This is a genomic window from Streptomyces sp. NPDC037100, from assembly GCF_055606225.1.
This window is the reverse complement of the sequence record NZ_JBVJSX010000003.1, coordinates 447793-471531: the sequence shown is the minus strand read 5'-3', so window position 1 is coordinate 471531 and position 23739 is coordinate 447793. Positions and strand designations below refer to the sequence as shown.

The window sequence follows — 23739 nt, the reverse complement described above, 5'->3', positions numbered from 1 at the left end:
GCGGCCGGGGCCGGGCGCCGTTCCGCCGGGGCCGAGCCCTATGCCGCCGGGGCCGGTTCGTCCGTGCGCCGCTGCTGGGCCGTCGTGAGCGTGTGCACCATGAGGGCGGCGGCCACGGCCGCGGCCACGATCACCAGGTCGGCGGCGAGCAGCGGCAGGACCTCGCTGTAGGCACGGGCGATGACCTCGTCCGTGTCGTCGGCGTAGATGATCCCCACGCCGCCGGCCAGACCGGCCAGCCACAGGCCCCACCACCAGTTCACGACGGCGGGCAGCGGCCGCTCGGGGAAGACCGAGCGGTGGACGTCCGCGACGACGCCCCGGGGTATCCACAGGTTCACGACGGGCACGATCCAGCCCAGCCAGAGCCAGAGGCCGCTGTAGCGCGGGGCGTCGCCCGAGAGGGCCTTGGCGTTGTCCCGCACCTGGTCCAGCCAGAACAGGAACATGATCGCGCAGACGACCGTGACGGCGCTGCCCACGTTGGCGACCAGGTGGTAGGAGTCCTCCAGGGCGTTCAGCGGACGGTGCACCCCGCCGCCCTGGTCGGGCGGCCCGGACGCCGGCTCCCCCGCGACGGCGAGCCGGATGTGCCACACCGCCTGGACCGTCCAGGCGACTCCGGCCAGAGCGAGGGCCGCGACGGCGCAGCGGGCCGCTCCCCGGACGGGGCGCAGGCTGGGCGGAGGGTCGGCGGGGGTGGACTTTCGTTCGATCACCCCGTCATCCTGCCGTACGCAACTCCGTGGCCCGGCCCGCCTCGTCGAACCGCACCTCCAGGACGTGGTCGACGGCGTCCCGGTCGAGGGGGCCGAAGACGTGCGGGAACAGGACGTCACCGGAGACGCCGGGCGGCGGGGCGGGGGCCGCCGCCTCCCACTCGACCTCGGCGGTGAGCCGCGTCTCGTCGAGGGCGAGCACCAGCAGGGGTCCTGGCGCGTCCCGGTAGAAGGCGTTGACGACGGCCAGCGTGGTCGCCTCGTCCGGGGAGCAGTGCACGAAGCCCTCCTCGGCGAGGGAGGCCGGCGCGTACGTCCCGCCGGTGGCGGCGGTCCAGACAGTGCGTGGGACGACGTGATAGATCATGGCCCCGTTATAGACGGCGACGGCAGCCCCGGGAGCCCCGGGAGCCCCAGGGCGGCGACGGTCCGCCGGGCCGCCTCGGCGATCAGGGCGCCCGAAGGCTCGGCGCGGTATCCGGGCCGGTCGGTCATGACGGCCAGGACGAGCGCCGCGGGGCGGGCGGAACGGGCTGGGCGGGCAGGGCGGGGCGGAGCGGGGCTGGGCGGCTGGACGATCGCGACGGCGTCGGCCCTGCCGTGGTCGCCCGTTCCGGTCTTGCCTCCCGTCACGGCGGTGGACAGGGGCGCGCTCCCCTCACGGCGGTGGGCAGGGACGTGCTCCCCTCACGACGGCGGGCAGGGACGTGCTCCCGCCACGACGGCGGGCAGACAGGGACGTGCTCCCCTCACGACGGCGGGCAGGGCCGTGCCCCCGCCACGACGGCGGGCAGAGACGTGCTCCCCTCACGACGGCGGCCAGACAGGGGCGTGCTCCCGTCACGGCCGACAGGAGCCACGCCCCCGCTCGCTGATCAGAGCTGGAACTCGGCCGGGGACACCCCCAGCGCCGCGCACGCCTCGCGCAGGACCATCTGCTCGGCCTGCGAGAAGTCGCCGTCGGAACCGGCGATGACGATGCCCGTCTGGATCACGGCCCTGGCCTCGGTGGGCTTCTTGGCGGCCTTGGCGATCTCCTGCATCGCCTCCGACTTCCCGAGCTGGAAGTTGGCGGTCAGCTGGTCCACGTGCTTGTTGAACCGCTGGCGGAGCTGCTCCGGCGGGAAGTTCTGCAGCACGTCGTTGCTGAGGATCATGGACTCGACCTGCTGGCGCTCGGCCGGGTCCACGTGCCCGTCGGCCGCTGCGACCAGGGCGCACATCGCCATGCTCGCGTCCCGGTAAGCGCCGCTCTTCAGCTCGTTCTTCAGCGAACCGAGCTGCGTCTTCAGCAGGCCGACGAGCTGGGCCTTGCCGCCACCGCCGGATCTCGTCCCGCCGCTGTGTCCACCGGTCGTCGCGCCCCGCGCCCCCTGACCCTGCTGGAGGGCCTTGGCCTGGTCCTTGAGCCGGTCCCACACTGCCATTGACGTCACCTCGGTACTAGTCGGCATCACCTGGTGCACCTGCTCATGCGCGCACACCCGTCCAACGCCCGGCCCACGGGTAAAGGTTCCGCAAACCGAAGGACGACGGCCCGCACCCGGTGACCGGGTGCGGGCCGTCGGGGGACGCGGTGTCAGGCGCCGTCGCGGGTGCGCGGCTTCAGGCGCGGGGCGAGGCGGAAGGCCGCGAAGCCCACCGCGGCCAGGGCCGCGGCCGCCGCGAGGAGGAGGCCCATGCCGCCCGCGCCGGTGGAGGCGAGGCTGCCGCCTTCGAGGGCGGTGGACGTGCCGCCGCCCGTGGTCGAGGTGCCGTCGCCTCCGGTCGTGCCGGACGTGGCGGTGCTGCTCGACGGGCTCGGCTCGGCAGAGGGGCTCGGGTCGGTCGTGGGGCTCGCGGACGGGGAGCCGGACTCGTCGCCGGGGCCGGGCTCCGGTGAGCCGTCACCGGGGACGACCTCGACCGCGAACTGGGTCATGGCGTCACCCACCGACGCGGCCACGGTGTACGTGCCCGTGCCCTCACCGGCGGTCAGGGCCGGGGCGGTCGCGACACCCGAGTCGTCGGTCTTCACGCGGACCACCCGGTCCTCGCCCTCGAAGCGGGGAGCGTCCTCGCCGGTGTCCTCGACGCGGAACTCCACCTCGGTGCCGGCCGGTACCGTCGCGCCCGACTTCACCACCCGGGCGAGCAGCGCGTCGGCGAAGTCCTGCCCCTGCTCGGCCTTCTGCTCGTTACCGCCGGCGCGGCTCACGGTGTACGGGGACTCCTTGACCCGCACGGTGAAGGCCGTCGACGCGCCCAGGGTCTTCGCCCGGACGGTGAACGAGCCCTCCTTGCGGCTGCCCAGGCCGATCCACGGCGTCTGCGCACGGCCCTGGACGTCGGTCGCCACGGCGCTCTCGTCGCCGTGGCGACCGCCGGTGAGGTGGAAGAACGGCTTCAGACCGTCCGGGTCCTCGACGCTGAAGGTCACCGAGGTGTCGGCGACCGGCTTGCCGTCCTTGTCCCGGGCCACCACGGCCAGCGGCTCGACGTCGGTGCCCGGGTTGGTCGTGGCGTCGGTGCCGGACACCTGGATCAGCCGGTCCGTGGCGGGGGACTGCCGCCACTGCAGGACGATCCGGCCGGGGCCGCCGGGCGCGTTGACGCCGCCCTCGGCCACGCCCGAATCGATCGGGTTGTCGGAGGAGGCCCAGAACGGGTCCTTCTTCTCCGGCGCCGTGTACGTGTCGCCGACGACGAGGCGGGCGTCGTCCACCCGGGCCGGCTCGGCGTAGCCGGAGCCGCCGCCACCACTGCCCGTGGCCGGGTCGTCGCCCGTGGACGAGCCGGTCTCGGCCCCGGTGCCGCCACCGCCGCCGGCGTATCCGGCACCGCCGCCGCCACCGCCGTAACGGCCCGCACCGCCGGCGCCGCCGGCACCGCCCTTGGCGTGGTCGGCGCCCGCGGCGCCGTTGCCGGTGCCCGCACCGCCCTTCGCGCCGGTGGCACCCTTGCCGCCGCGGTCCTTCTCGGTGCCGTCCTGGCCGTTCTCGCCTCCGGCGGCACCGGCCTGGCCATAGGGGATGTCGCCGCCCGCGCCGCCACCGCCGCCGGCGACGACCAGCGCCGAGCCGCCGCTCGTGCGGATGGCGCTGCTGTTGCCGCCCCGCTCGGCGTTCCTGCTGCCGGCCTTGCCGCCGAGGGCGTCACCGAAGCCCGGTCCGCCGACGGCGAGGCTCAGCACCTCTCCGGGGGTGACCTTCACGGTGCCGGCGACGAAACCGCCCGCACCGCCGCGGGCCGTGGAGTTGCCGGCGCCGCCCTCTCCCCAGGCCCGTACGTCCAGGCCCGTCACCCCGGACGGCACCTTGAAGTCCTGCTTGGCGTCCGTCGGGACGAACAGGCGGCAGCCGGAGAAGCCCTCCGTCGGCGTGCACGCCTTCCCGGCGGGCGCCGGGCCGCCCGCGGCCGTCGCGGCCGGCGCGCCCGCCAGGGCGGTGGCGGCGGCCAGCGCCGCGAAGGTCAGGGCCGCGGCGCCGAGCCGTAATCCGGCGCGGCGCGGCACGGCGGGACCGTGATGCATCAAGGAAACTCCCCCACACGTCACAAGCTCCCCCCCGGGAGCCATGAACTGCTCGATCAGAATCGAACACGACTGGTGGGACAGCTGATCAAACCGGAGGCCGCTGGTCAACCGAGAATGGCTGATTCCGGACACGAGGCGGCGGTGCGGGCGCGTACGCGTCATGGGGAAGACCGGGTCCGGCTCCCGAGCGGCACACGCGGGGACGCGACGGCCGGACCCGGCCTCTCGTCGCAATCTGCCACCCGTGGCCCCGCGCCGCCTCCTGGGAGGGCCCGAAGGAAGGACGGACCGGGCGGGCCTGTGATGATGAGTGCATGTCGACCGTCGCCACGCTCGCGGTGCTGGCCCTCGCCGCGCTCCACGTCTACATCCTGGTGCTGGAAATGTTCCTGTGGACCACACCGAGGGCCCGGGCGGCCTTCGGTACCAGTGCCGAGTTCGCCACCGGGACGAAAGCCCTGGCGGCCAACCAGGGTCTCTACAACGGCTTCCTCGCCGCCGGTCTGGTGTGGGGCGCGGTGGCGTCCGACCCGGTGGGCTTCCAGGTCTCGGTGTTCTTCCTGGTGTGCGTGGCGGTCGCCGGGCTCTACGGCGCCGCGACCTCCAGCCGGAAGATCCTCTTCGTGCAGACCGTTCCGGCGCTGGCCGCCCTGGCGCTGGTGCTGTCGGCGCACTGAGCGGCGAGGCAGGGCGTCACGCGCCCTGGGTGACGGCCCCCTCCATGAGCCGGCCGGCCTCCGCATCCGCCGTCGCGGGCGGCACCACCAGCAGGTCGTAGCGGCCCCGGCCGGGCGCGAGCAGGCAGACGGTGTGCGGTGCGGAGGGCGCGTCGTTGTGACCGACGTGCACCGTCTGCCCGGCGACGACGATCTGTGCCGGGCAGTCCGGCCAGGTGTCCCCGTGGACCAGGACGCTGCTGATGCGCCCCCAGGCGCGCGGCAGCACACCCAGCAGTCCGGGCAGCTCCTCGGCCAGGTCGTCCGACCGGGGCCACCACGCGCCGTCGATCCGCCGTGCCGTACGGCCGTAGCGCGTCGGCTCGGCGATGCGCAGCCGCGCTTCTCGCGGTGCGGGATGCGGTGACGGCGACGAGGAGGAGGCGGAGGAAAAGGAGGAGGAGTTCATCGGGGGCTCCTGCTGCGGTCCGGGGGCGGCCGGGAGACCGGTGCGGCCACTGGTTGCGGCATACCCTCCGTTCCTCCACCGTACCCCGTGGGGCGGTGCGGGGGCCGGGCGCGCCCGTACCGCGGCACGGCAGGCCACCGCCGCGGCGGCCCCTTCGGACGGTGCCGGAAGGCGCGCGGCATCCCTCGGGCCGTCACCGCCGCGGCCGGGGTGCAGGCATGCGGAGCGGTAGGACATTCCGGGCGCTTTATCGTATTCCGTCAGTGATACTTGGGGCATGAATACGGCTACGTATGCAGAACTGGCGGCGTCGTCAGATCACGCGGTCGCCGTGACCATCGCCTTCGTCGGCGGGCTGATCGTGGCCTGCGCGCTGATCTGGGCCGTGCGGGTCGGGATGCAGGTCATGGACAAGGACACCCATCACCCCGCTCCGGAGGAGCAGCCCCACGTCCCGGAGGGCGGGCCGGTCCGCGAGACCCGGGAGATGCGGGAGCCCGACGACGTGCCGGTCGTGGCACGCGACGGCCAGCGGATCATGCCCCATGAGCTCCACCGTGCGAGCACCAAGACCGGCAAGGACCAGAAACGGCGCCGCTGGTCGCCCGGATCCAGCGGATCGTTCGGCGGCGGCGGGCTCGGACGCACATGACGCCGCGAGGCCCTGGAGCCGGCGGGCCCCCGGGAGGCGGCGCGTGGGCCCGCCACCGCAGGCGCTGGGCGACGGGTGGGGCCGCCTTGGCGCTGTGCCTGTCCGCCGCGGTCACCGGCTGCGGCGGCGACTACAGCCCCTCGGACACCGCGAGCAAGGCGGAGTCCGCCGTGAGGTCGATCGCCTCGGAGGCCTCCGGGGGTGTGGAGTCCGCCACGGCCGAGGCCCAGCGGCGGCTCGACGACATCCACGACGGCATCGACGTCAAGGCCGACGTGCAGGCCGGCCGGCCCGTCACCGGCTCCGACGGCCGGGTCCGTACGGAGGTCACGGCCCGCAACACCGACGACGCGACGCGGTCCTTCGCCGTCCAGGTCGACTTCCGGGACGCCGGGGGGCAGCTGGTCGACACGGTCATCGTCACGGTGGACCACGTGCAGGCCGGCCACTCCGCCACGGCCACCGCACGCAGCACCCACGACCTGTCCGGTGAGATCCGCACCGAGGTCGCCCGGGCAGTCCGCTACTGACCCACCTCGCCCGGGCGGCCCGCTACTGACCCACCTCGCCCGGGGCGCCGCTACTGCCCCACCTCGCCCCGGCGGCCCGCTACTGACCCGTGTCGCCCGGGGCGCCGCTACTGCCCCACCTCGCCCGGGCGGCCGCTACTGACCCGTGTCGTCCGGGCAGCCGCTACTGACCCGTGTCGCCCGGGGCGACCACGATGTCCATCTGCTCGCTTATCGCACTCACCCCCGTTGAGCGGCGACCGCCTGCAGCCGGTTGGCACCCGCGGGGAGGGCCGGACCCGGGGTGCACGCCCAGGTGCCGTCGGGAGCCGCCAGGCCACGCGAGTTCCCTCGCGCCCTCCAGTGCCACGCCAGTCCCCCGCGCTCTTGAATGCCACACGAGCTCCCCGCGCCCCTCAAGGGGCGCGGGGAACTGCGCGACCAGCCACGACGACGCCGCAGACGAACGATGCCCTACGGCACGGGGCACGGGGCACGGGGCACGGGGCACTGGGCACGGGGCACTACGGCACCGCCGCACCACCGCACCACCGCCGAGCACTCACCGCCCGAGCCACACCGTCGTGTCCGGCCCGACCCGGCCGTCCTCCAGGGGTGCGCTGCTCAGCAGCACCTCACCCGCCGGCAGCTCGACCGCCGCGTCGGAGAGGTTCGTGACGCAGCGCCACCCCACGCAGCGGTCGAACCGGAGCACGCCCTGCGGGGCGTCGTCCGCCCAGGTCAGCTCCTCACCGTCGAGGAGTTTGCGGCGCAGCCTCAGAGCCCTGCGGTAGAGCTCCAGGGTGGAGCCCTCGACCCCGTCCTGGGCCTCGACGGCGTAGGCGGCGAAGCCGGGCGGCTGCGGCAGCCAGGCACCGCCGGGCCCGAAGCCGTACGACGGTCCGGTCGTCGTCCACGGCAGCGGCACCCGGCACCCGTCGCGGCCCTTGCGGACGTGGCCCGTCTGCTCCCAGATCGGGTCCTGGAGCACCTCGGTGGGCAGGTCGGCGACCTCGGGCAGGCCCAGTTCCTCACCCTGGTAGACGTACGCCGAGCCGGGCAGCGCCAGCATCAGCAGGGTGGCCGCCCGGGCCCGGCGCAGCCCGGCCGCCTCGTCGACGGCCGGGGCATGTCCGCCGGCCAGGAGCCAGGCGTTGAGGTCGGTGCCGGGCGGCAGGGTCAGACGGGAGGCGTGGCGTACGACGTCGTGGTTGGACAGCACCCAGGTGGCCGAGGCGCCCACCGCCCGGGCGGTGGCGAGCGAGTCGGTGATGACCTGCCTCAGCTCCTGCGCGTCCCATCCGGCTTGCAGGTACTCGAAGTTGAAGGCCTGGCCCAGCTCGTCCGGCCGGGCGTACAGCGCACGCCGGGCGCCGGGCACCCACGCTTCGGCGACGGCCATGCGGGGCGGGCGGTAGGCGTCGAGGATCTTGCGCCAGTCGCGGTAGATCTCGTGCACGTCGTCGCGGTCGTAGAAGGGGTGCGTGCCGGGCGGCATCGCGGTGAGGGCCTCCGCGCGGTTCAGTTCCGCCCGGCCGAGGTCGCGCAGCGGCTCGCTCAGGTCCTTGACGAGGGCGTGGGCGACGTCGACGCGGAATCCGTCGACCCCGCGGTCCGACCAGAAGCGCAGGGTGGTGCGGTAGTCGGCGCGGACCTCCTGGTTCTCCCAGTTGAGGTCGGGCTGCTCGGGGGCGAACAGGTGCAGGTACCACTGCCCGTCCGGCACCCGCTTCCACGCGCTGCCGCCGAAGACGGACTGCCAGTCGGTGGGCGGGAGTTCGCCGTGCTCGCCGCGGCCGTCCCGGAAGACGTAACGGTCGCGGGCGGCCGAGCCGGGCCCGGCGTCCAGGGCCTCCTGGAACCACGTGTGCCGGTGCGAGGAGTGGTTGGGCACGATGTCGACGATGACCTTCAGGCCGAGGCGGTGGGCCTCGGCAACCAGGGCGTCGAAGTCGTCGAGGGTGCCCAGGCGCGGGTCGACGCCCCGGGGGTCTTCGACGTCGTAGCCGCCGTCGGCGAGCTCGGACGGGTAGAAGGGGCTCAGCCACAGGGCGTCCACGCCCAGGGCGGCGAGGTGGCCGAGGCGGCGGGTGATGCCGCGCAGATCACCGAGTCCGTCGCCGTCGGCGTCGGCGAAGCTGCGGGGGTAGATCTGGTAGACGACGGCCTGGCGCCACCAGTCGGGGTCCCGGGACGACAGGTCGAGGGTCGAGCGATCGGTCACGGGGTCTCCTTCTCCGGGCATACGGGCGACAGCATTGAACCTGTCCAGAATGCCGGAAAAAAGAACCATCGCGCCGATCGGAGCGATCCATTCCTGCTGTGACGAAAGTGTGATGGCAGTGCAACTTCCTTTGCGTCACCGCAGGTTGACAGCGTGCTGCAGCGCCGCCACGATGGGCTTCACTGAGGCGCATGTGACCAATGAGCCCAGTGTTTCTCAGACCACTCACCCTCCGGTGCGGCCCCGGCAGCCGTGCGCCGCGCGCTGCCCGCATGCCGTCACCCGGGTTCTGCACACGCCAAGAAATGGGATACGCATGTCCATAGCGAGACGTGTCACCGCGCGCCGCCTGCTGGGGACGGGCGCCGCGGCCCTCGCCCTCTGCGCCGCCTCCGCCACCACCGCGTTCGCGCAGGGTACGTCCGGCGGCGACGGCTGGTCGTCCGGCGGCAGCTACAAGCCCGGCACGGGCGCGGGCACGGAGACCGGGACCGATCGCTGCCAGTTCTCGCTCGACGGCACGAACTTCTACGACTCGGTCAAGGTCGACGACCAGAACCTGAAGCCGACCGAGGACGGCAAGGTCCACATCAAGGTCCGCGCCGCCGGCGACGCGGCCACCTGCACGGCCTCCCTCGCCTCCTACCTCGCCCACGGCGCGACGTTCGCGACCTCCGGTGAGCAGGTGTTCGTCGATTTCGACTCGGTGACGGTCAAGCAGGGCGGCACCGACTCGCTCGACATCGCCATCCCGGACAAGGACTGCTTCGGGCAGATCGACCTCTACCGGGGTGCGGTGAAGTTCGACGGCGAGCTGGACGCGAAGGACGGCTTCGAACACGGCGAGCTGCCCAAGGGCCCGGACCGCCCGGTCATCAAGGACAAGCTGATCGCGGCCTGGAACGGCGGCACCAAGGAGTGCATCACCCCGCCGCCGGCGGAGGAGGAGCCGCCCGCCTCCACGCCGCCCGCGAGCCCGTCCGAGCCGGCCGAGGAGACCACGCCTCCGGCGTCCCCGTCCGAGCCGGCCGAACCCTCGACGCCGCCGTCCTCCGACACGGACACGCCCACCCCGAGCGCCTCCGAGTCGACGCCCGTCGCGCCCAAGCCGAACGGCGGTGGCGGCGACCTCGCCGAGACCGGCGCCGACGGCAGCACCGGCCCGATCGCCCTCGGTGCGGCGGCCCTGCTGGCGGGCGGCGCGGCCCTCGTCGTCGTGACCCGCCGCCGCGCGGCCAAGCGCGGCGCGTAGCACGGCAGACCCCGCGGACGCCCGGGGTGCCGTCGTCCGGCGGCGACGGCACCCCGGGCGTTCTCATGCCTCGACGGTCGCCAGGTACAGCTTCACCCAGCGCTCCACGTCCACGTCCAACCCGACGTCGACCAGCGGCTGTTCGCGCGTGCCCTCGTGGAGCTCCGACTCGCCCGGGCGGGGCCGGAGGTCCACGATCGTCATGCCGCGCGTCGGTCCGGGCGCGAGGGACACGTCCACCGGGAGGCGGCGGGTCGTCAGGCCCTCCGGGTCGGCGACCGCGCACACCGCACCCGCGTCACCGAGACCGCCGGCCGTCTCCGAGGGGTCGTCGGGGCGGCTGTCCGGATGGGCCGGGCGATGGGCGAGGAGCTGTCCGGCCAGCCGTGCCCCGGGCTCGTCGCTCTCGCGCAGCCTCCGCACATCCGCCGCCGGCACCACGACCCGCGTGAACACGTCCAGCCCGTACATCGTGATCGGCACCCCGGCGGTGAGCAGGATCGCGGCCGCTTCCGGGTCGTGCCAGACGTTGAACTCCGCGACGGGGGTGGCGTTGCCGACGGCCGCCGCGCCGCCCATGAAGACGATCCGCTCGATGTTGCGGACCACCTCCGGATGCGTGCGCAGCAGCAGCGCGATGTTGGTGAGGGGGGCCGTGGGGATGAGGGTGACCGGGCGCGGGGAGGCGAGGATCTCGCGCCGCAGCAGCGTCACCGCGTCGACGTCGGCGGGCCTGCGGGCCGGTTCCGGCAGGCCCAGGTCGCCCATGCCGTCGTGCCCGTGCACGTGCTGAGCCGAGCGGGGAGCCTCGATCAGCGGCCGTTCGGCGCCCCGGGCGACGGGGATGTCGGGGGCGCCGGCCTGCTCCAGCACGGTCAGGGTGTTGCGCACGACACCGTCCACGCCCGTGTTCCCGGCCACGCAGGTGATCGCCCGCACGTCGAGCGCGGGGTGCCGTACGGCGAACAGCAGGGCGAGGGCGTCGTCGACGCCGGTGTCGCAGTCGATGATCACCGGGATGCGCTGACCGTCCGTCACGGCGGGGACTCCTTCCAGTGGCTTCGCGGGCCGGCGCCGCGGCACCAGCCCCGTGGCAGCGACCTTACGACCTGGACGGCGGCCCGCTCCGGGCTGCCGCAGTGCCCGTGTCAGGACCGGCGTACGCCGTGACATCGAACTCCAGCATCACCTTCCGGCCGACCCCATGCCGCGGGCCCCGCTGACGCCCCAGTCGTGGCGGTCGAGGGCCGCCCGGCCCGTGAGGGCGGCCCGGCCCGTGAGGGCGGCCCGGCCCGTGAGGGCGGCCCGGCCAGCGCGTCCGGGCCGTGCTCAACCCCCACAAGCTCCGGGGCTGGACGGCGGACTGACCCACCTCGTACGGCCACACGAACGGACGCGGCGATGATTCCGGACCCGTCGGCCGGTCGTTACGGGCAGGAGACGACGAAGGAGTCCCGCCATGCCCGCACAGCGACCGACGACCGAACTCGACGCCCGCTACAGCTCCGCACTCAATCCACGCCCGGGTGCCTCGGAGGTCACCGCCACCGAATGGGCCGAGGCGCAGGCGCGTCTGGAGGCCGCCGAGATCTTCTGGGTGTCCACGGTGCGGCCCGACGGCCGGCTGCACGTCACGCCGTGCATCGCCGCCTGGCACGAGGGGGTGCTGTACTTCTCCACCGGCCGCGAGGAGCAGAAGGCGAAGAACCTCGCGCACGACGCGCACTGCGCGCTGACGACCGGGGCGAACTCCCTCACCGACGGGCTCGACCTCGTGGTCGAGGGCACGGCCGAGCCGGTCGGCGACCGTGCGCTGCTGGAGGAGGTGATCACGGCGTACGAGACGAAGTACGGGCCGCACATCACCTCCCCCGAGGGCACCTTCCACGGCATCGGGGACGCGTTCCGCCGCGGCGACGCGGTGGTGTTCGCGGTGGCCCCGGACACGGCCTACGGCTTCGGCCGCGACAACGGGGTCTACAGCCACACACGGTGGACGTTCTGAGCTCGTCCTACGGCTGGTCCCACAGCTCGGCACCGCGGGCCGCGACCCGTTCGCCGATCCGCCGCAGCAACTCGGCGGCGGGAAGGGCGTCGAGCCGGCGGCCGTCGCGCAGGCGCGCTGCCACGAGGCCGGCGGCGGCCTCCCGCCCGCCGATCACCGCCTGGTACGGCACCAGCCGGGCCGCGCGGATCCGGGCGGCCAGGGTGCCCTGCTCGGGGCCGGCGACCTCGGCGCGCAGACCGAGCTCCCTGGCCCGCGCGGCCAGACCGTCCGCGGCCTCGAACTGCTCCTGACCGACCGGCAGGACGGCCAGTTGCTCCGGCGCCAGCCACGGCGGGAAGGCCCCGCCGTGCTCCTCCACGAGGTGGGCGACCGCGCGCTCCACGCTGCCGATGATGCTGCGGTGCACCATGACCGGGCGGTGCTTCGCCCCGTCGGGGCCGATGTAGTGCAGGTCGAAGCGTTCGGGCTGGTGGAAGTCGATCTGCACGGTGGACAGGGTGGCCTCCCGGCCCGCCGGGTCGGTGATCTGCACGTCGATCTTGGGTCCGTAGAAGGCCGCCTCGCCCTCGGCCGCCTCGTACGGGATGCCGGAGCCGTCCAGAACCTCCCTCAGCAGGGCGGTGGCACGCCGCCACAGCTCCGGGTCGGCCACGTACTTGCCGCCCTCACCGGGCAGGGACAGCCGGTACCGGGCCGCCCGGATGCCCAGGTCGGCGTAGGCGCGGCCGATCAGCTCCAGCGCGGCCCGGGCCTCCTCGACGGCCTGCTCCAGGGTGCAGAAGATGTGCGCGTCGTTGAGGGTGATGGCCCGCACCCGGGTCAGGCCGCCGAGGACACCGGACAGCTCCGAGCGGTACATGCCGCCCAACTCCGCCATGCGCAGAGGTAGTTCGCGGTAGCTGTGGGAGCGGGATCGGTAGATCAGGGCGTGGTGGGGGCAGAGGCTGGGGCGCAGCAGGACCTGCTCGGCGCCCACGTCCATCGGCGGGAACATGTCGTCGCCGTAGTGGTCCCAGTGCCCGGAGATCTCGTACAGCTCGCGTTTGCCGAGGACGGGCGAGTACACGTGCCGGTATCCGGCCCGGCGTTCCGCGTCGCGGATGTACTCCTCAAGGGTGTGCCGCACGATCGCGCCGTCGGGCAGCCAGTACGGCAGCCCCGCGCCCATCAGCGGGTCGGTGTCGAACAGGTCCAGTTCACGGCCGAGTCGGCGGTGGTCGTGCATGGTGTGACTCCTCGCGGCGGGGAGGCGGGCACCACGCGGCGAAGCCCCGGGGCACTCGCCCCGGGGCTTCGGACATCTGGGTCAGCTGTCAGCGCGCCGGGACACTCTCCGGCGTCGTCGTGGCGGACGGATACGACTGGGCGCGCTGCATGGGCGTGACCGTAACAGGGGCGCCGGGGGCGGGGCGACGGGTTTTCGGACGGGTCGGCCCGCAGCCCACGGCGGGCCGCCCCGGGGGCACGGAGTGCGTCGGCGTCCCTGGTGGCGTACGGGGACCGCGGGTGTCCCAAGCGATCCGCAGGACCCGCCGCGCCCCAAGCGATCCGCAGGGGCCGTCGGTGTCCCAGGCGATCCGCAGGGGCCGTCGGTGTCCCAGGCGATCCGCAGGACCCGCCAGTGCCCCAAGCGATCCGCAGGACCCGCCAGTGCCCCGGTCCGCTCACCCGGACGGCCCGTATCGCTGGTGGCGGGACTGGCGCGGTGGTGCCGTAGGAGCACGCACCCGATCTTGGAGAGCGGCCGGCCCCGAGGCGCCTCCTCGAGCCCCCGCAGGAGGCACCCCGATGACTCACCCCGCGGCCACCCGTGCCCTCCTCGCCTCCGCGGTGTCCGTGACCGCCCTGCTGGCCACCAACGGCTGCTCCGTCGACGACGAGCCGCGGCCCCGGTGGTTCTCCGCCTCCCCGTCCGCCTCCGGCGCGTCCCCCTCCGTCTCCGGCGCGTCCCCCGCCCTCGAGCAGCCGTCCGGTTCCGGAGCCGGCCTCACCGAGGCGCAGGCCCGGGCGGCGCTGGTCACCGAGGCCGATCTGGGGGAGCCGTGGACGCCGTCCCGGGGCGCGCGGACCTGGCGGGACGGGCTGCTCAAGGCGACCACGGAGGACCAGGACTGCCAGCGGCTGCTGGACGTCCTCTACACGGAGGAGCCCTTCGGCACCCCGAAGGGCCCGCAGGCGACGTCCGCGCTCGACGACGGCGACACCGACGCCCAGCTGCGCTACCGGGTCGCCGCCCATCCGCCGGCGGACGTGGACCGCACGCTGGACTGGATGAGGTCGCTGCCCGGCAGGTGCGGCGAGTTCACGGCCGCGACCACCCGCGGCGGCGTCCAGGGCGTGGAGGTCCGCAACCTGCCGCTGCCGCCGGTGGGGGACGCCCGGCAGGGCCTTCGGGTCATGCTGGCCGGCGAGACGGAGGAGGGGGAGCTCACGTACCTCACCATGGACCTCGCCGCCGTCCGCGTCGGCGAGGAGGCGATCACCCTCACCAACGCCGGCCTGGACGAGGTGTACGCGGAGGTCACCCAGCAGACCGCGCAGCTCGGGACGCAGCGCCTGACCGAGATCAGGAAGCAGGGCAGGGCACAGATCTGACGCCGCGCTCCCTCGCGTTCAGTGCCGGTCGAATCGCGTGCGGTGGGCGATCACCTCTCGCGCCACGTCCAGGGCCGTACGCCCGTGCGCGAAGGCGTCCGCCCGCAGCCGTGCGAGTGCGTCGTCCGCACCCACGCCGAGCTGCGCCATGATCATGCCGACGGCCTGGTAGACCTCGTCGTGGTCGGTGGCCAGTCCGCTCAGCCAGTCCTCCCCGTCCGGCGTCCCGGGCTCGTCGCCGTGCGGCAGTGCCATCAGGGCCACGGTCATGACACCGGCCACGACCCGGGCGATGTGCAGCTGGCGGTCGGTGAGCCCGCCCGGGCGCTCGCGGTACAGGTCGAGCGTGCCCACGCACACCGCGCCGCTGCCCAGCGGCACCGCGTACACCGCCCGTACCCCGGCCTCCGTCGCCTGCTGGGCGAAGACCGGCCAGCGTCCGGCGTCCCGGCCCGTGGTCAGATCGCAGGCGAGGACGGGCACGCCGTCCGCCACCGCGCTCTGACAGGGGCCGTCGCCCAGCGTCGCCTGGATCTGCGCCAGGTGCGCGGCCTGCGCGCTGCTCGCGCTCAGCTGTACGGGCATGCCCTCGCTGCGCAGTGACACGCTCGCGCCGATCACCGGCAACAGTTCCACCGCCACCTCGCACAGCCGCCCCGGCACCTCTCCGGGCTCGGCGCCCCGCACGCCCCTGGCGATCGCGTCGGCGGTCCGGACTCCGTCCGGGTCCGGGCCACCGCCCCCGGAGCGGCCGGGCCCCCGCCGGCCGTCGCGACCGTCTTGGGGATCGTCCCTGGGCCGCACGGCCACCGCCTCCTTCGCTCACCGCGGCTTGCACCGTCGACGGTTTCCAGAGCGGGCCACGGCAGGGGCCCTGCCGCGCGACCGCCCGCGAGGCCGCCGTGCGACCGGTCGGCCGACTCCGCCCGGTGCCCGCCGCGCACCGGGCCCGTGACCCCTCGGAACCGTGCCCCGACTACCCGTTGCGGGTGGGGCAAAACACCCGCGCGAAGACGCCGGCGTGGCCCCTCGGCGCTTCTCGTACGGGCCGTCCCGCCGCGGCACCCGCCGTACGGAGCCGGCGTGGCCCCTCAGCGCTTCTCGTACGGGCCGTCCCGCCGCGGCACCCGCCGTACGGAGCCGGCGTGGCCCCTCAGCGCTTCTCGTACGGGCCGTCCCGCCACGGCACCCGCCGTACGGAGCCGGCGTCGACGACCGGCGGCCAGGCGGCCGATCCGAGCTCGCCCTCGGGGTGCCACGTGCCGGTGACCGTCACCCAGGTGTCGACCGGCGGGGCCGGCGCGCCGCGCACCTCGGCCTTGGCGGCGGTGGCGCCGGCGGCGCAGCAGGAGAGCACCGAGGCCACCGTCACGACAGTGAGCAGCGCGGCACCTCCGAGGACGGCGTACACCAGGGCCCGCAGGCCCAGCCGTATGCCGTCGGCCACCGTCCGTCGGTTCTCCACACGCGCCCACCCCGGTCGTTCACATCCGGGGAGGGAAGCTAACCCGCACGGCTGTGCGATGGACACGGTGCCCTCATAGAGGAGGCTGTGCGGGCGCGGGCCCGAGGGTGGTGGTGCCGGGCGCGGTGCGGTGGCCGAGGCCCGTCCGGTAGGCGTCCAGGGCGGCCTCCACGCGCCCGGTCCTGCGCAGCAGGTCGCCCAGCAGCCGGCACAGGTCGGCCAGGTCACCGGCGGCGCCTGCCCGCTCCAGCAGGCTCAGGGCGCGGACGTAGTGCTCCTCGGCGTCCTCGGTGCGGCGGGCGTCCTCGGCGATGATGCCGAGCAGCCGGTGGGCGGCGGCGGAGTGGACGGCGCCGCGCTCGGGGGACAGGTGCCCGAGGACGTCGTAGAGCAGGGCCGCCGCCTCGTCGGACCGGCCGCGCCGGTGGAGCACGTCGGCCAGCTCGACGGTGACCTGGCTGCTGTAGAGGGCGGCGCGCTGGGCCGACAGCATGCCGAGGGCCTGCCGCAGCTCCTCCTCGGCGCGTTCCAGTCGGCCGTCCTGGGCGTAGACGTAGCCGCGCATCCAGTGGCAGTTGGCGAGTTCGGTGCGGATCTGCAGGGCCCGGTACAGCTCGGCGGCCTTGGCCAGCGAGGCGTCGGCCTCGGCGAGGCGGCCCTCGGCGACCAGGGTGCGGGCGACGGAGCGGTGCATGCGGGCGACCAGGGCGGGGTCGCCGGACTGCGGGGCGAGGGCGAGGGCCAGCTCGGCGGCCTGGGCGGCGCGGGCGTGCGCACCCATGTCCATGTACGGGCCGATGGCGCTGGCGTAGAGCAGCAGCAGGGCGTCCGGGTCGTGCAGGCCGCCGCGGTTGAGTTCGTCGAGCGTGGTCTCCAGCAGGTGGACGGCGTACCGGAGTTCACCGGCGAGGTAGTGCGCCACGGCCCGGCCGCGCAGGGCCGGGACCCGGGCGGGCAGGGGTGCGCCGGCCAGGCACTCCTCGGCCCGCTCGAAGTACTGCCGGCCGGCGACGAGTTCGCCGGTCTCCAGAGCGCACTCGCCGAGTCCGAGCAGGGCGGCGGACCGCTCGGCCGTCAGGCCGTGCGTCTCCGCCTCGGCGAGCAGCTCGGCGTACTGCTCGGCGGCCGCCTCGGCCTCGCCGTCGGCCACGGTGCGCTGGGCCTCGGTCAGCCGCAGCCGCAGCCCGGTGACGAGCCGGGCCGAGCGCCCGCCGGCGAGCTCGTCGAAGGCGACGCCGAGCCGCTCCGCGAGATGCCGCAGCGCGTCGTCGGAGGGCCGCACCCGGCCCGACTCGAGGGTGGAGATGTAGGCCGGTGTGTACACGGGCTCCGCCAACTGCCGTTGCGTCAGTCCGCGTTCCACACGCAACCGCTGCACCCGCCGCCCGATGGTCCCCGGATCGTCACGCTCCCCCACGCCAACTCCCCCTAGGACTCTTGCCGTTCGACCGGAACTGCCCCTAGGTTAAACGGAGTGTTAAGCCGGATTGTCGAACCTGCTTAACACGTTGCCGCCGTAGTCGCCGCCCCTGTTGCGAGGTCGCCGTGCTCGAACGCACACGCACCGCCGAGCGGTACGCCCGAGGCTTCACCGCCGCCCTCGTCGCGGTGGCGACCCTCCTGCTCGCGGCGAACGCGGGCCCGGCCCGGGCGGAGACACCCCAGCCGGCGCCCAGGCCGTCGTCGGCTCCCGCTGACGCGCCGGGGCACGGCCTGAGCAGCCACCTGACTGGGTGACGGCCCGAAGTCCGAGGCGACGCACAGGAATTCAACCGGGTAAGACCTTGCTCAACGCCTCGTCGAGACTTTTCGCGATCTGCGCGTCACCCGGCCGTGCCGCACCCGCCGGCCGGGGGCCGTAGAGGGCGTCCAGCTCGGTGATGAGGGTCTGCGTCACGGCGCCGTACAGGGGCGTGCGCGGGCGCTGCACGGCCTCGCTCAGGGCGGGCAGCAGGATGTCCCGGGAGTAGCTGACACCGTCGACGAGCCGGTCGGGTGCCTTGAGTTCGGCACTCTCGCCGGTGGGGGACGCGGAGGCGCTCCCGGAGTACGCGGCGGCGTGCCGGCACTCCGGGGTGCTGCCGGGGTCCTGGTAGGCGGAGGTACGGGTCGCGGCGAACCCGGCACGCAGCAGGCAGCGTTCACTGTCGGGGTCGGTCAGGAACGCGATCAGCTCGGCGGCCTTGGCGGCCCGCTGCTCGGACGTGGACGAGGTGACGGCCAGGTTCTGGCCCCCGAGCACGGCCTTGCCGGGCAGCCGGGTCACACCGAGGTCGCCCTTGAACGTCTCGTACAGCGTCGGGTAGACGTACGGCCAGTGCCGCAGGAAGGTAGTGCGGCCCTCCGCGAACGCGCTCAGCGACTCGGCCTCGCGGGACGTGGAGGCCTCCCCGAGCAGGTACGGCGACGCCGTGCGCTCCCGCAGTTCGGTCACTCCGGCCGTCAACTGGGCCTCGTCGGCGGCGTACCGGCCGTCCTCGTCGGTCAGCGCGAAGTCCGTGACGGCCGAGGCGAACGCCTCGATCGCGTTGACCGTACGGCCCTCGTAGGCGGCCAGCTGTGTGGTCCAGCCGTCCTTGTACCCCTTCGGCTTCGGCCGGTCGTTGACGGTGTCGATGAGATCCCGCAGGTCGTCCCAGGTGACGCCGCCGCCCAGTCGGGCCCGGGAGGCGCCGAGGCTGCGCAGGTGGTCCTTGCGGTAGTACAGCAGACCCACGTCGCTGTTGAAGGGCACCGCGTACCGCTCGCCGTCCCAGAACGACGTGCTGTCCACGGACGGGATGATGTCGCCCGGCGCCTTCACGGCCGCGCCGCTCAGCGTGCGGATCAGTCCGGCGGCGGCGAACTCCGGGATCCAGGTCACGTCCAGGTTCACCACGTCGTACTCGGCACCGCCGGACTGCAGCGCGCCGAGCAGCTGGCTGCGCTGCTGGTCGGCGGAGCCGGGGAGTTCCACCAGGCGGGCCCGGTAGCCGTGTTCGCCCTCCTTGGCGTTCCAGGCGTCGATGAGCTGCTGTCGGATGCCGTTCTTGCCGGTGACGTCCTGGCCGCTGGCCACCACGATCCGGGGCGGGTCGGCGGCACCCTGCGGCTGCTCCCCCGTCTCCTTGCCGGTGCAGGCGGTGAGTGCGAGCAAAGACAACAGCGACAGTGCGGCAGCCGCCAGACGTGCGGTGGCCATCAGACGCGCAGAAGCCATCAGACGTGCAGTGGCCGTCAGCGGTGCGGCGGCCGTCAGACGTCCGGCGGCAGTCAGGCGGCGGGCCATCATTCCTCCCCCGTTCCGATGCGGGCGACCTCGTCGTGCAGGGCCGGCACGAGGTCGTCCCCGGCGTCCAGGCAGCGGCCCCGGCCTGCCTCGGCGATGCGCGTGGCGGGGCGGTCCCGGTCGCAGCCGGAGCTGCTCAGCGACACCATGTCCACCGGGACGCCCGCGCCGCGGGCCCGGTCGAGGACGGCCTTGAGGGCCTTGCCGCTCAGGCGGCCGTCGTCCTCGCCGTCGGTGAGATACACGATCAGCTGCGGCCGCTCGTCCCCGCTGCCGCGCCCCCGCAGGAACGCCAGGGCGTCCAGCAGGGCGCCGCGTGGATCGGCCTCCGCGTCCCGCACCTCGGCGGCGTCCAGGGCCTGTTCGGCGTCGGGGCGCTCGTGCGTGCCGAACTCCAGCAGCTCGGTGTGCGTCCGCTCGCCGGTGCCGTGCACCGCCCACACCCCGTACTCGTCCTCCCCGCCGAGCCCGGGCAGCGTCTGCTTCAGGATGCCCGGTCCGCCGCTGGAGCCGTCCCACCGGCCCGCCATCGAGCCGGAGCTGTCGAGGAGGAACAGCACCCGGCCCGGTCCGTGCGCGTTGCCGTAGCGCTCCAGGGCCTGCGCCATCTCCGAGGGGTCGGCGGCCTCGGCCGGACGGACCGACTCGGTGAAGCCCTCGGGGGGCTCCTTCGCGTCGAGCAGGCCGCGCTCGCCGGTCGCCGACCTGAAACCGTACTCGCCGAGCACCGTCCGGCCGTCCTTGCCGGTCAGCCAGGTGCGGAAGCGGTCCACCGCGTCGTCCCGCGCCTCGGCGTCCCGGTCGCCGTCCTCCCAGCGCACCCGCACGAACGCGGGTTCCAGACCGGGCACGTCGTCGGGGTAGACGGGGACGCGCAGGGCGCGGGTGACCGGGTGGCAGCCGATGCCGCTCTTCAGCAGGAACTCCGGGACCAGCGCCGTGCCGCGGCGGTCCACGGCGTCGTCCCCGGGCAGCGCGCACAGCAACCGCCCGGCCGAGGGTTCCGGCCGCCCGGCCCGGGCGAGGTCCAGCTCGGCACCGCGTGCGTCGGCGTCGGTGTCGTCGCCGTACAGGCCCATGGTCGCCAGCAGCGCCGAGTCGGTGAACTCCGGGTCCGCACGGTGCAGTTCGTTCGTCGCGTCGGTCTTCTCGAGGGCGTCGAGCAGCTCGGACAGCGACTGCCCGGTGGGTGCGAGGCCGGCGGCGCGTGCCTTCGGTACGGCCAGCACGACGGGCGAGTACGCGATCGGCTCGGACTCCGGCTCCAGCCGGGCGAAGACGCGGTCCTCCTGCGCCGCGGCCTTGTTGACCCGGTCGACGTCGGCACGGGTGGCGGGGATCCACACGTCCGGCTGCGGGCCGATGTCGCGCTGCGGGTTGTCGTCCTCGCGGGGCTGCTGCCAGGCGTCGGTGCGCTCGCCCAGCGCGGTCACGACGGCGGCGGCACCCGCGCTGTTGACGGTGACGCCGGTGCGCCGGCACCCCTCGCCGGTGGTGTTGGCGTCCGAGGTGACGTAGGCGTCGGCGGCCGCCCGCATCGCCGGTTCCAGATCGGGGTCCGTCAGGACACGCAGCTCCAGGGCCGGTCCGCAGGGGCCGGATTCGCCGGTCAGGGCCAGGATGCCGTAGCCGCCGGCGCCGGTGGCGAGCAGGGCGAGCAGAGCCGCGAGCGCGGTGCGGCCGGACCGGGCGACGGCCTTGCGGACGCGGGCGAGCAGATGACGGAGCCAAAGGCCCCGGTCGTCGTCGGGAGGTACGGGCGGGCGCACCACGGGGCCGGCCGCCAGCAGCACGTCCGCTTCCGGGTCCCAGGGGGGAGCCAGCGCCTGCGGCCGCTGCGGGTCGTCGTCCTCCGCCTTGTACTTCGCCGCGGCCATCCGGTCCTTCACCGCCGCGTACAGCCGGGAGAGCCACACTTCGCCGCCCTCGTCGAGGACGCGGGCGAGTTCGCGGGTGAACGGGGTCGCCGCGTCGGCGTCCCCGCCCAGGATGCAGCGGTTGGGCTGCACGCTCATCAGCAGCAGGATCTTGTGCTTCTTGCGTTTCGGATCGTCGAAGCGGTGCCAGATCCCCGCGGCGTTGCCCGCGTAGCAGCAGTCGAGGATCACCACCACCTGCTCGGCATGGCTCTCGGCGAGCTCGCCCAGCACCTCGCTGAAACTCACCGAGCCGGGCAGCCCGTGGCCCGTGAGCACCCGCGCGGTGCGCATCTGGAGGTGCAGTTCGTTGCCGGAGGTGGAGGTGACGGCGTGCCCGGCGAAGTAGAGCAGCAGCAGCCCTTTGGCCTCACGGCAGGCGCGGCGCAGCTCCATCGTGAAGTCGTCCGGGGCCGGCGAGGCCAGGGTCCGCACCTCGCCCGCGCCGAACACCCCGCCCCGGCGCAGCGCGTCCTCCAGTGCCCTCCGGTTGTGCCGCACGGCCGGCAGCTGACCGTTCACGCCCTGGGGGTCCGGTGCCGTGTGGTCGTACTCGGACACACCCGCCAGCAGCGCCCGGTTCACCTTGCGGCGCGGGTCGAAGCGGCTCACCGCCCTACTCCCCGTCGGGGTCCAGTGAGCGGATCTGCGGATCGGGATCGCCGCCCTGCAGCCTGCGGCGGTTGTTCGTCCAGGTCTTGACCGCGCGTGCGGTGTAATCGGTGAGTGCCGCGAGCGTGACGACGTCACCGAGGAGTTTCAGCACGAGTTCGAGATCGGGCCCGAGCCGCCCCGGGGTGCCGTCCGCGGCGGGCTGCGCCTCGATCCGCAGGTGCCGGCCGGAGACCAGTTCCTCCAGCGGTTCGTCGCGCTCCAGCCACGTCTTCAGAGCTCTGACGTCATCCACCGTCGCGCCGGCGCCCAGCCGGACGCGCACGCCTAAGACAGCCACTTCGTCCCCCTCTGTCATGCCCGACATCATGACATCTGGTCAGGCCCCGGCGGCAGACCCGTGACGTGACCGGTGCAAGCGATTGCACGCCCCCTTCACGCCAGGCGCACACGGCGCACACCGCTCAGCCCTGGGTCTGCAACTGCCTCAGCTGCCGCTGCACATGGTCCAGCGCCCCCTCGCGCCGCCCGGGCACCCGTCCGCGCAAGGCGGCGAGTGCGGCGCCCAGTTCGCGGGCGGGGGCGGGGTCGCGGACCTGGCCCCACTGGTGGTGCGCCCGGTCCACGGCGGCCTCGACGGCGGGGGCGTCCGGCGCCTGCCCGGCGTTCAGGCGGGCGGTGGCGATCATCAGCCAGGTGCGGCAGCTGCGGGCCGCGTCCCCGGCGAACATCGCGAGATCGGCCCGTACTTCGGCCCAGTGAAGGGCCTCCTCGGACGCGGGTCCGTGCGCGATGACGGCGGCCTGTTCGTGCCGGGCGGCGAGCGCGTCGGCGTCGACGTGCCGGCCGGACTGGACGGCGGCGGTGATGGCGGCGTGCGGGTCCCCGCCCGCCGGGCCGGGCGTGCTCAGCACCAGGTCCGTGCCCGCGCTCTCCGGCGCGATCCGGGTCAGGGCCTGCTGGTGCAACTGCTCGACCGGCGGCCGGAACCCGCTGCGCAGGATCGTCGCGACGGCCTTCATGTACGACGGCTGGGCGACGCTCCGTCTGGACGGCGGCGGCGCGATACGACCGTGGACGGCGTTGCCCCGCCCCGAGTCCAGCGGGGTGCTCCGCAGCAGCTCCCAGGTCTCGGCGTCCGCGTGCAGGTCGAGCAGGAGGGTCGTGGCGCCGGCGGGCCTGAGCCGCAGTTCCTCCCGGAACCAGTGCCAGGGGAAGGCCGTGTAGCGGGCGGTGGAGGCGGTGGTGCGGGCCAGCGCGAGGTGCGGCAGGCGCTGGCGGCGGTCGAGCTGGAGCTGGCCGGTCACGTACACGGTGAGCGGGCCGGGGGCCGCGGCCGCGGCGCGCAGCCGGGTGAGGACGGCCTGCGGCTCCAGCGGGTCGGCGAGTTCGACGACGTTCGCGGTGTCGGTGCCGGACAGCACGGCGGGCGCCACGGCGGCGAGGACGGGGAGCACGGAGGCGGCGTCCACCAGGCGCCCCTTGCCCACCGGCGAGGCCGCCAGCAGCAGCACGGTTCCGGGCATCGCCCCACCCCCTGTGTCGATCACGTACGTCAGCACGGTAGCCGCTGCGGCTGCAAAGGTGGGTCCCAGGACCGCAAACGTCCGCCTTCGGGGGCTTCTGCCCCGGCTCTCCTGCGGACGGCGAACACGGTCGCGTCGTCGGCGAGGCGCCCACCGCCGTGCCGCAGGGTGCCGTCCCGCACGAAGGCGGCCAGGCGGGCCGGTCCGACGGTGTCCGGGGCGGCGACGACGGCCCGGGCCACCTCGCGGCGAGCGGGCAGAACGCCCCGGTGCCGTCCCGGCCCGGCCGTCACGAGCGGGTCGTGCCCCCGGCGATGGCGGCGACCCACGACCCCGGCGAAACACCGGCCACAC

At 74.3% G+C, this 23739-nt stretch carries 22 protein-coding genes and 2 pseudogenes; 8 read left to right on the top strand and 16 right to left on the bottom strand.

From position 1 onward, the window contains the following. Positions 1-38: 38 nt before the first annotated feature. The 5 genes and pseudogenes from ACZ7EG_RS12170 to ACZ7EG_RS12150 all read right to left on the bottom strand — a co-directional run bounded on the left by ACZ7EG_RS12170 (position 39) and on the right by ACZ7EG_RS12150 (position 4230). Positions 39-719, bottom strand: coding sequence for a DUF4328 domain-containing protein (locus ACZ7EG_RS12170; RefSeq protein ID WP_471075988.1), 681 nt, complete (start codon positions 717-719; stop codon positions 39-41). Between the two features lie 4 nt (positions 720-723). Next, positions 724-1086 (bottom strand): DUF952 domain-containing protein, encoded by a 363-nt coding sequence (locus ACZ7EG_RS12165; protein ID WP_471075985.1) that lies wholly within the window; start codon positions 1084-1086, stop codon positions 724-726. Then, positions 1083-1340: pseudogene (locus tag ACZ7EG_RS12160) on the bottom strand (hypothetical protein); the annotation flags it as partial. The pseudogene ACZ7EG_RS12160 and the gene ACZ7EG_RS12165, both read right to left, overlap by 4 nt. A gap of 254 nt (positions 1341-1594) precedes the next feature. Further along, positions 1595-2146, bottom strand: coding sequence for a tellurite resistance TerB family protein (locus ACZ7EG_RS12155; protein ID WP_471075982.1), 552 nt, complete (start codon positions 2144-2146; stop codon positions 1595-1597). 152 nt (positions 2147-2298) lie between these two features. Next, positions 2299-4230 carry a glycine-rich domain-containing protein gene (locus ACZ7EG_RS12150; RefSeq protein WP_471075980.1) on the bottom strand — a complete coding sequence of 644 codons (1932 nt, stop codon included), beginning with the start codon at positions 4228-4230 and terminating at the stop codon, positions 2299-2301. A gap of 317 nt (positions 4231-4547) precedes the next feature. Between ACZ7EG_RS12150 and ACZ7EG_RS12145 the strand changes: the two genes are divergently transcribed. Further along, a complete protein-coding gene (locus tag ACZ7EG_RS12145; RefSeq protein ID WP_471075977.1) occupies positions 4548-4910 on the top strand; it encodes a DUF1304 domain-containing protein in 363 nt (120 codons plus the stop codon). A 16-nt stretch (positions 4911-4926) separates the two neighbouring features. Here the strand turns inward: ACZ7EG_RS12145 and ACZ7EG_RS12140 are convergent, their stop codons facing one another. Continuing rightward, complete coding sequence (locus tag ACZ7EG_RS12140; protein ID WP_471075975.1) at positions 4927-5358, bottom strand: DUF5994 family protein; 432 nt, start codon at positions 5356-5358, stop codon at positions 4927-4929. Between the two features lie 277 nt (positions 5359-5635). On the opposite strand from ACZ7EG_RS12140, the gene ACZ7EG_RS12135 reads away from it, so the two are divergent. Both ACZ7EG_RS12135 and ACZ7EG_RS12130 read left to right on the top strand, forming a co-directional pair. Further along, positions 5636-6010 (top strand): DUF6479 family protein, encoded by a 375-nt coding sequence (locus ACZ7EG_RS12135; protein WP_471075972.1) that lies wholly within the window; start codon positions 5636-5638, stop codon positions 6008-6010. Between the two features lie 86 nt (positions 6011-6096). Further along, entirely contained in the window at positions 6097-6540 is a 444-nt protein-coding gene (locus tag ACZ7EG_RS12130) for a hypothetical protein (protein ID WP_471075970.1), read from the top strand. A gap of 541 nt (positions 6541-7081) precedes the next feature. Here the strand turns inward: ACZ7EG_RS12130 and ACZ7EG_RS12125 are convergent. After that, the gene (locus ACZ7EG_RS12125) at positions 7082-8764 is read right to left on the bottom strand and encodes a glycoside hydrolase family 13 protein (protein WP_471075967.1); all 1683 of its coding nucleotides are present in this window, start codon (positions 8762-8764) and stop codon (positions 7082-7084) included. A 295-nt stretch (positions 8765-9059) separates the two neighbouring features. Here ACZ7EG_RS12125 and ACZ7EG_RS12120 point away from each other — a divergent pair, with 295 nt between their 5' ends. Next, positions 9060-9995 carry an LAETG motif-containing sortase-dependent surface protein gene (locus ACZ7EG_RS12120; RefSeq protein ID WP_471075964.1) on the top strand — a complete coding sequence of 312 codons (936 nt, stop codon included), beginning with the start codon at positions 9060-9062 and terminating at the stop codon, positions 9993-9995. Between the two features lie 63 nt (positions 9996-10058). On the opposite strand, the gene ACZ7EG_RS12115 is transcribed toward ACZ7EG_RS12120, so the two are convergent. Continuing rightward, positions 10059-11033, bottom strand: coding sequence for a nucleoside hydrolase (locus ACZ7EG_RS12115; RefSeq protein ID WP_471075961.1), 975 nt, complete (start codon positions 11031-11033; stop codon positions 10059-10061). Positions 11034-11454: 421 nt separating this feature from the next. On the opposite strand from ACZ7EG_RS12115, the gene ACZ7EG_RS12110 reads away from it, so the two are divergent. Then, on the top strand, positions 11455-12000 hold the full coding sequence (locus tag ACZ7EG_RS12110) for a pyridoxamine 5'-phosphate oxidase family protein (RefSeq protein ID WP_471075958.1): 546 nt from the start codon (positions 11455-11457) through the stop codon (positions 11998-12000). Between the two features lie 7 nt (positions 12001-12007). On the opposite strand, the pseudogene thrS reads toward ACZ7EG_RS12110, so the two are convergent. Continuing rightward, positions 12008-13294: pseudogene (thrS, locus tag ACZ7EG_RS12105) on the bottom strand (threonine--tRNA ligase); the annotation flags it as partial. 497 nt (positions 13295-13791) lie between these two features. Between thrS and ACZ7EG_RS12100 the strand changes: the two are divergent. Further along, positions 13792-14598 (top strand): hypothetical protein, encoded by an 807-nt coding sequence (locus tag ACZ7EG_RS12100; protein WP_471075955.1) that lies wholly within the window; start codon positions 13792-13794, stop codon positions 14596-14598. A gap of 18 nt (positions 14599-14616) precedes the next feature. Here ACZ7EG_RS12100 and ACZ7EG_RS12095 read toward each other — a convergent pair whose 3' ends face one another. From ACZ7EG_RS12095 to ACZ7EG_RS12085, 3 genes are all read right to left on the bottom strand, one after another. Continuing rightward, complete coding sequence (locus ACZ7EG_RS12095; protein ID WP_471075952.1) at positions 14617-15408, bottom strand: GAF and ANTAR domain-containing protein; 792 nt, start codon at positions 15406-15408, stop codon at positions 14617-14619. 343 nt (positions 15409-15751) lie between these two features. After that, positions 15752-16063: a hypothetical protein gene (locus ACZ7EG_RS12090; protein WP_471075949.1), complete on the bottom strand. Its 312-nt coding sequence runs from the start codon at positions 16061-16063 to the stop codon at positions 15752-15754. A gap of 73 nt (positions 16064-16136) precedes the next feature. Further along, positions 16137-17480 carry a helix-turn-helix domain-containing protein gene (locus ACZ7EG_RS12085; protein WP_471075946.1) on the bottom strand — a complete coding sequence of 448 codons (1344 nt, stop codon included), beginning with the start codon at positions 17478-17480 and terminating at the stop codon, positions 16137-16139. Positions 17481-17608: 128 nt separating this feature from the next. Between ACZ7EG_RS12085 and ACZ7EG_RS12080 the strand changes: the two genes are divergently transcribed. Beyond that, on the top strand, positions 17609-17800 hold the full coding sequence (locus tag ACZ7EG_RS12080) for a hypothetical protein (RefSeq protein WP_471075943.1): 192 nt from the start codon (positions 17609-17611) through the stop codon (positions 17798-17800). Positions 17801-17831: 31 nt separating this feature from the next. On the opposite strand, the gene ACZ7EG_RS12075 is transcribed toward ACZ7EG_RS12080, so the two are convergent. The 4 genes from ACZ7EG_RS12075 to ACZ7EG_RS12060 all read right to left on the bottom strand — a co-directional run bounded on the left by ACZ7EG_RS12075 (position 17832) and on the right by ACZ7EG_RS12060 (position 23385). Then, positions 17832-19262 (bottom strand): extracellular solute-binding protein, encoded by a 1431-nt coding sequence (locus ACZ7EG_RS12075; RefSeq protein ID WP_471075940.1) that lies wholly within the window; start codon positions 19260-19262, stop codon positions 17832-17834. A gap of 68 nt (positions 19263-19330) precedes the next feature. Then, a complete protein-coding gene (locus tag ACZ7EG_RS12070; protein WP_471075935.1) occupies positions 19331-21859 on the bottom strand; it encodes a vWA domain-containing protein in 2529 nt (842 codons plus the stop codon). A gap of 4 nt (positions 21860-21863) precedes the next feature. After that, on the bottom strand, positions 21864-22217 hold the full coding sequence (locus ACZ7EG_RS12065) for an effector-associated constant component EACC1 (protein WP_471075932.1): 354 nt from the start codon (positions 22215-22217) through the stop codon (positions 21864-21866). A 106-nt stretch (positions 22218-22323) separates the two neighbouring features. After that, entirely contained in the window at positions 22324-23385 is a 1062-nt protein-coding gene (locus ACZ7EG_RS12060; RefSeq protein ID WP_471075929.1) for a serine/threonine-protein kinase, read from the bottom strand. Between the two features lie 158 nt (positions 23386-23543). Here ACZ7EG_RS12060 and ACZ7EG_RS12055 point away from each other — a divergent pair. Further along, the coding region (locus tag ACZ7EG_RS12055) for a hypothetical protein (RefSeq protein WP_471075926.1) at positions 23544-23739 on the top strand (196 nt) is incomplete at its 3' end.

Excerpts from the sequence above, each read along its gene's own strand:
- ACZ7EG_RS12075 (WP_471075940.1), bottom strand. The coding sequence starts at position 19,262 with ATGGCTTCTGCGCGTCTGATGGCCACCGCACGTCTGGCGGCTGCCGCA.
- ACZ7EG_RS12060 (WP_471075929.1), bottom strand. The coding sequence starts at position 23,385 with ATGCCCGGAACCGTGCTGCTGCTGGCGGCCTCGCCGGTGGGCAAGGGG.
- ACZ7EG_RS12145 (WP_471075977.1), top strand. The coding sequence starts at position 4,548 with ATGTCGACCGTCGCCACGCTCGCGGTGCTGGCCCTCGCCGCGCTCCAC.
- ACZ7EG_RS12100 (WP_471075955.1), top strand. The coding sequence starts at position 13,792 with ATGACTCACCCCGCGGCCACCCGTGCCCTCCTCGCCTCCGCGGTGTCC.
- ACZ7EG_RS12065 (WP_471075932.1), bottom strand. The coding sequence starts at position 22,217 with ATGACAGAGGGGGACGAAGTGGCTGTCTTAGGCGTGCGCGTCCGGCTG.
- ACZ7EG_RS12135 (WP_471075972.1), top strand. The coding sequence starts at position 5,636 with ATGAATACGGCTACGTATGCAGAACTGGCGGCGTCGTCAGATCACGCG.
- ACZ7EG_RS12165 (WP_471075985.1), bottom strand. The coding sequence starts at position 1,086 with ATGATCTATCACGTCGTCCCACGCACTGTCTGGACCGCCGCCACCGGC.
- ACZ7EG_RS12150 (WP_471075980.1), bottom strand. The coding sequence starts at position 4,230 with ATGCATCACGGTCCCGCCGTGCCGCGCCGCGCCGGATTACGGCTCGGC.
- ACZ7EG_RS12110 (WP_471075958.1), top strand. The coding sequence starts at position 11,455 with ATGCCCGCACAGCGACCGACGACCGAACTCGACGCCCGCTACAGCTCC.
- ACZ7EG_RS12140 (WP_471075975.1), bottom strand. The coding sequence starts at position 5,358 with ATGAACTCCTCCTCCTTTTCCTCCGCCTCCTCCTCGTCGCCGTCACCG.
- ACZ7EG_RS12125 (WP_471075967.1), bottom strand. The coding sequence starts at position 8,764 with ATGCCCGGAGAAGGAGACCCCGTGACCGATCGCTCGACCCTCGACCTG.
- ACZ7EG_RS12120 (WP_471075964.1), top strand. The coding sequence starts at position 9,060 with ATGTCCATAGCGAGACGTGTCACCGCGCGCCGCCTGCTGGGGACGGGC.
- ACZ7EG_RS12155 (WP_471075982.1), bottom strand. The coding sequence starts at position 2,146 with ATGGCAGTGTGGGACCGGCTCAAGGACCAGGCCAAGGCCCTCCAGCAG.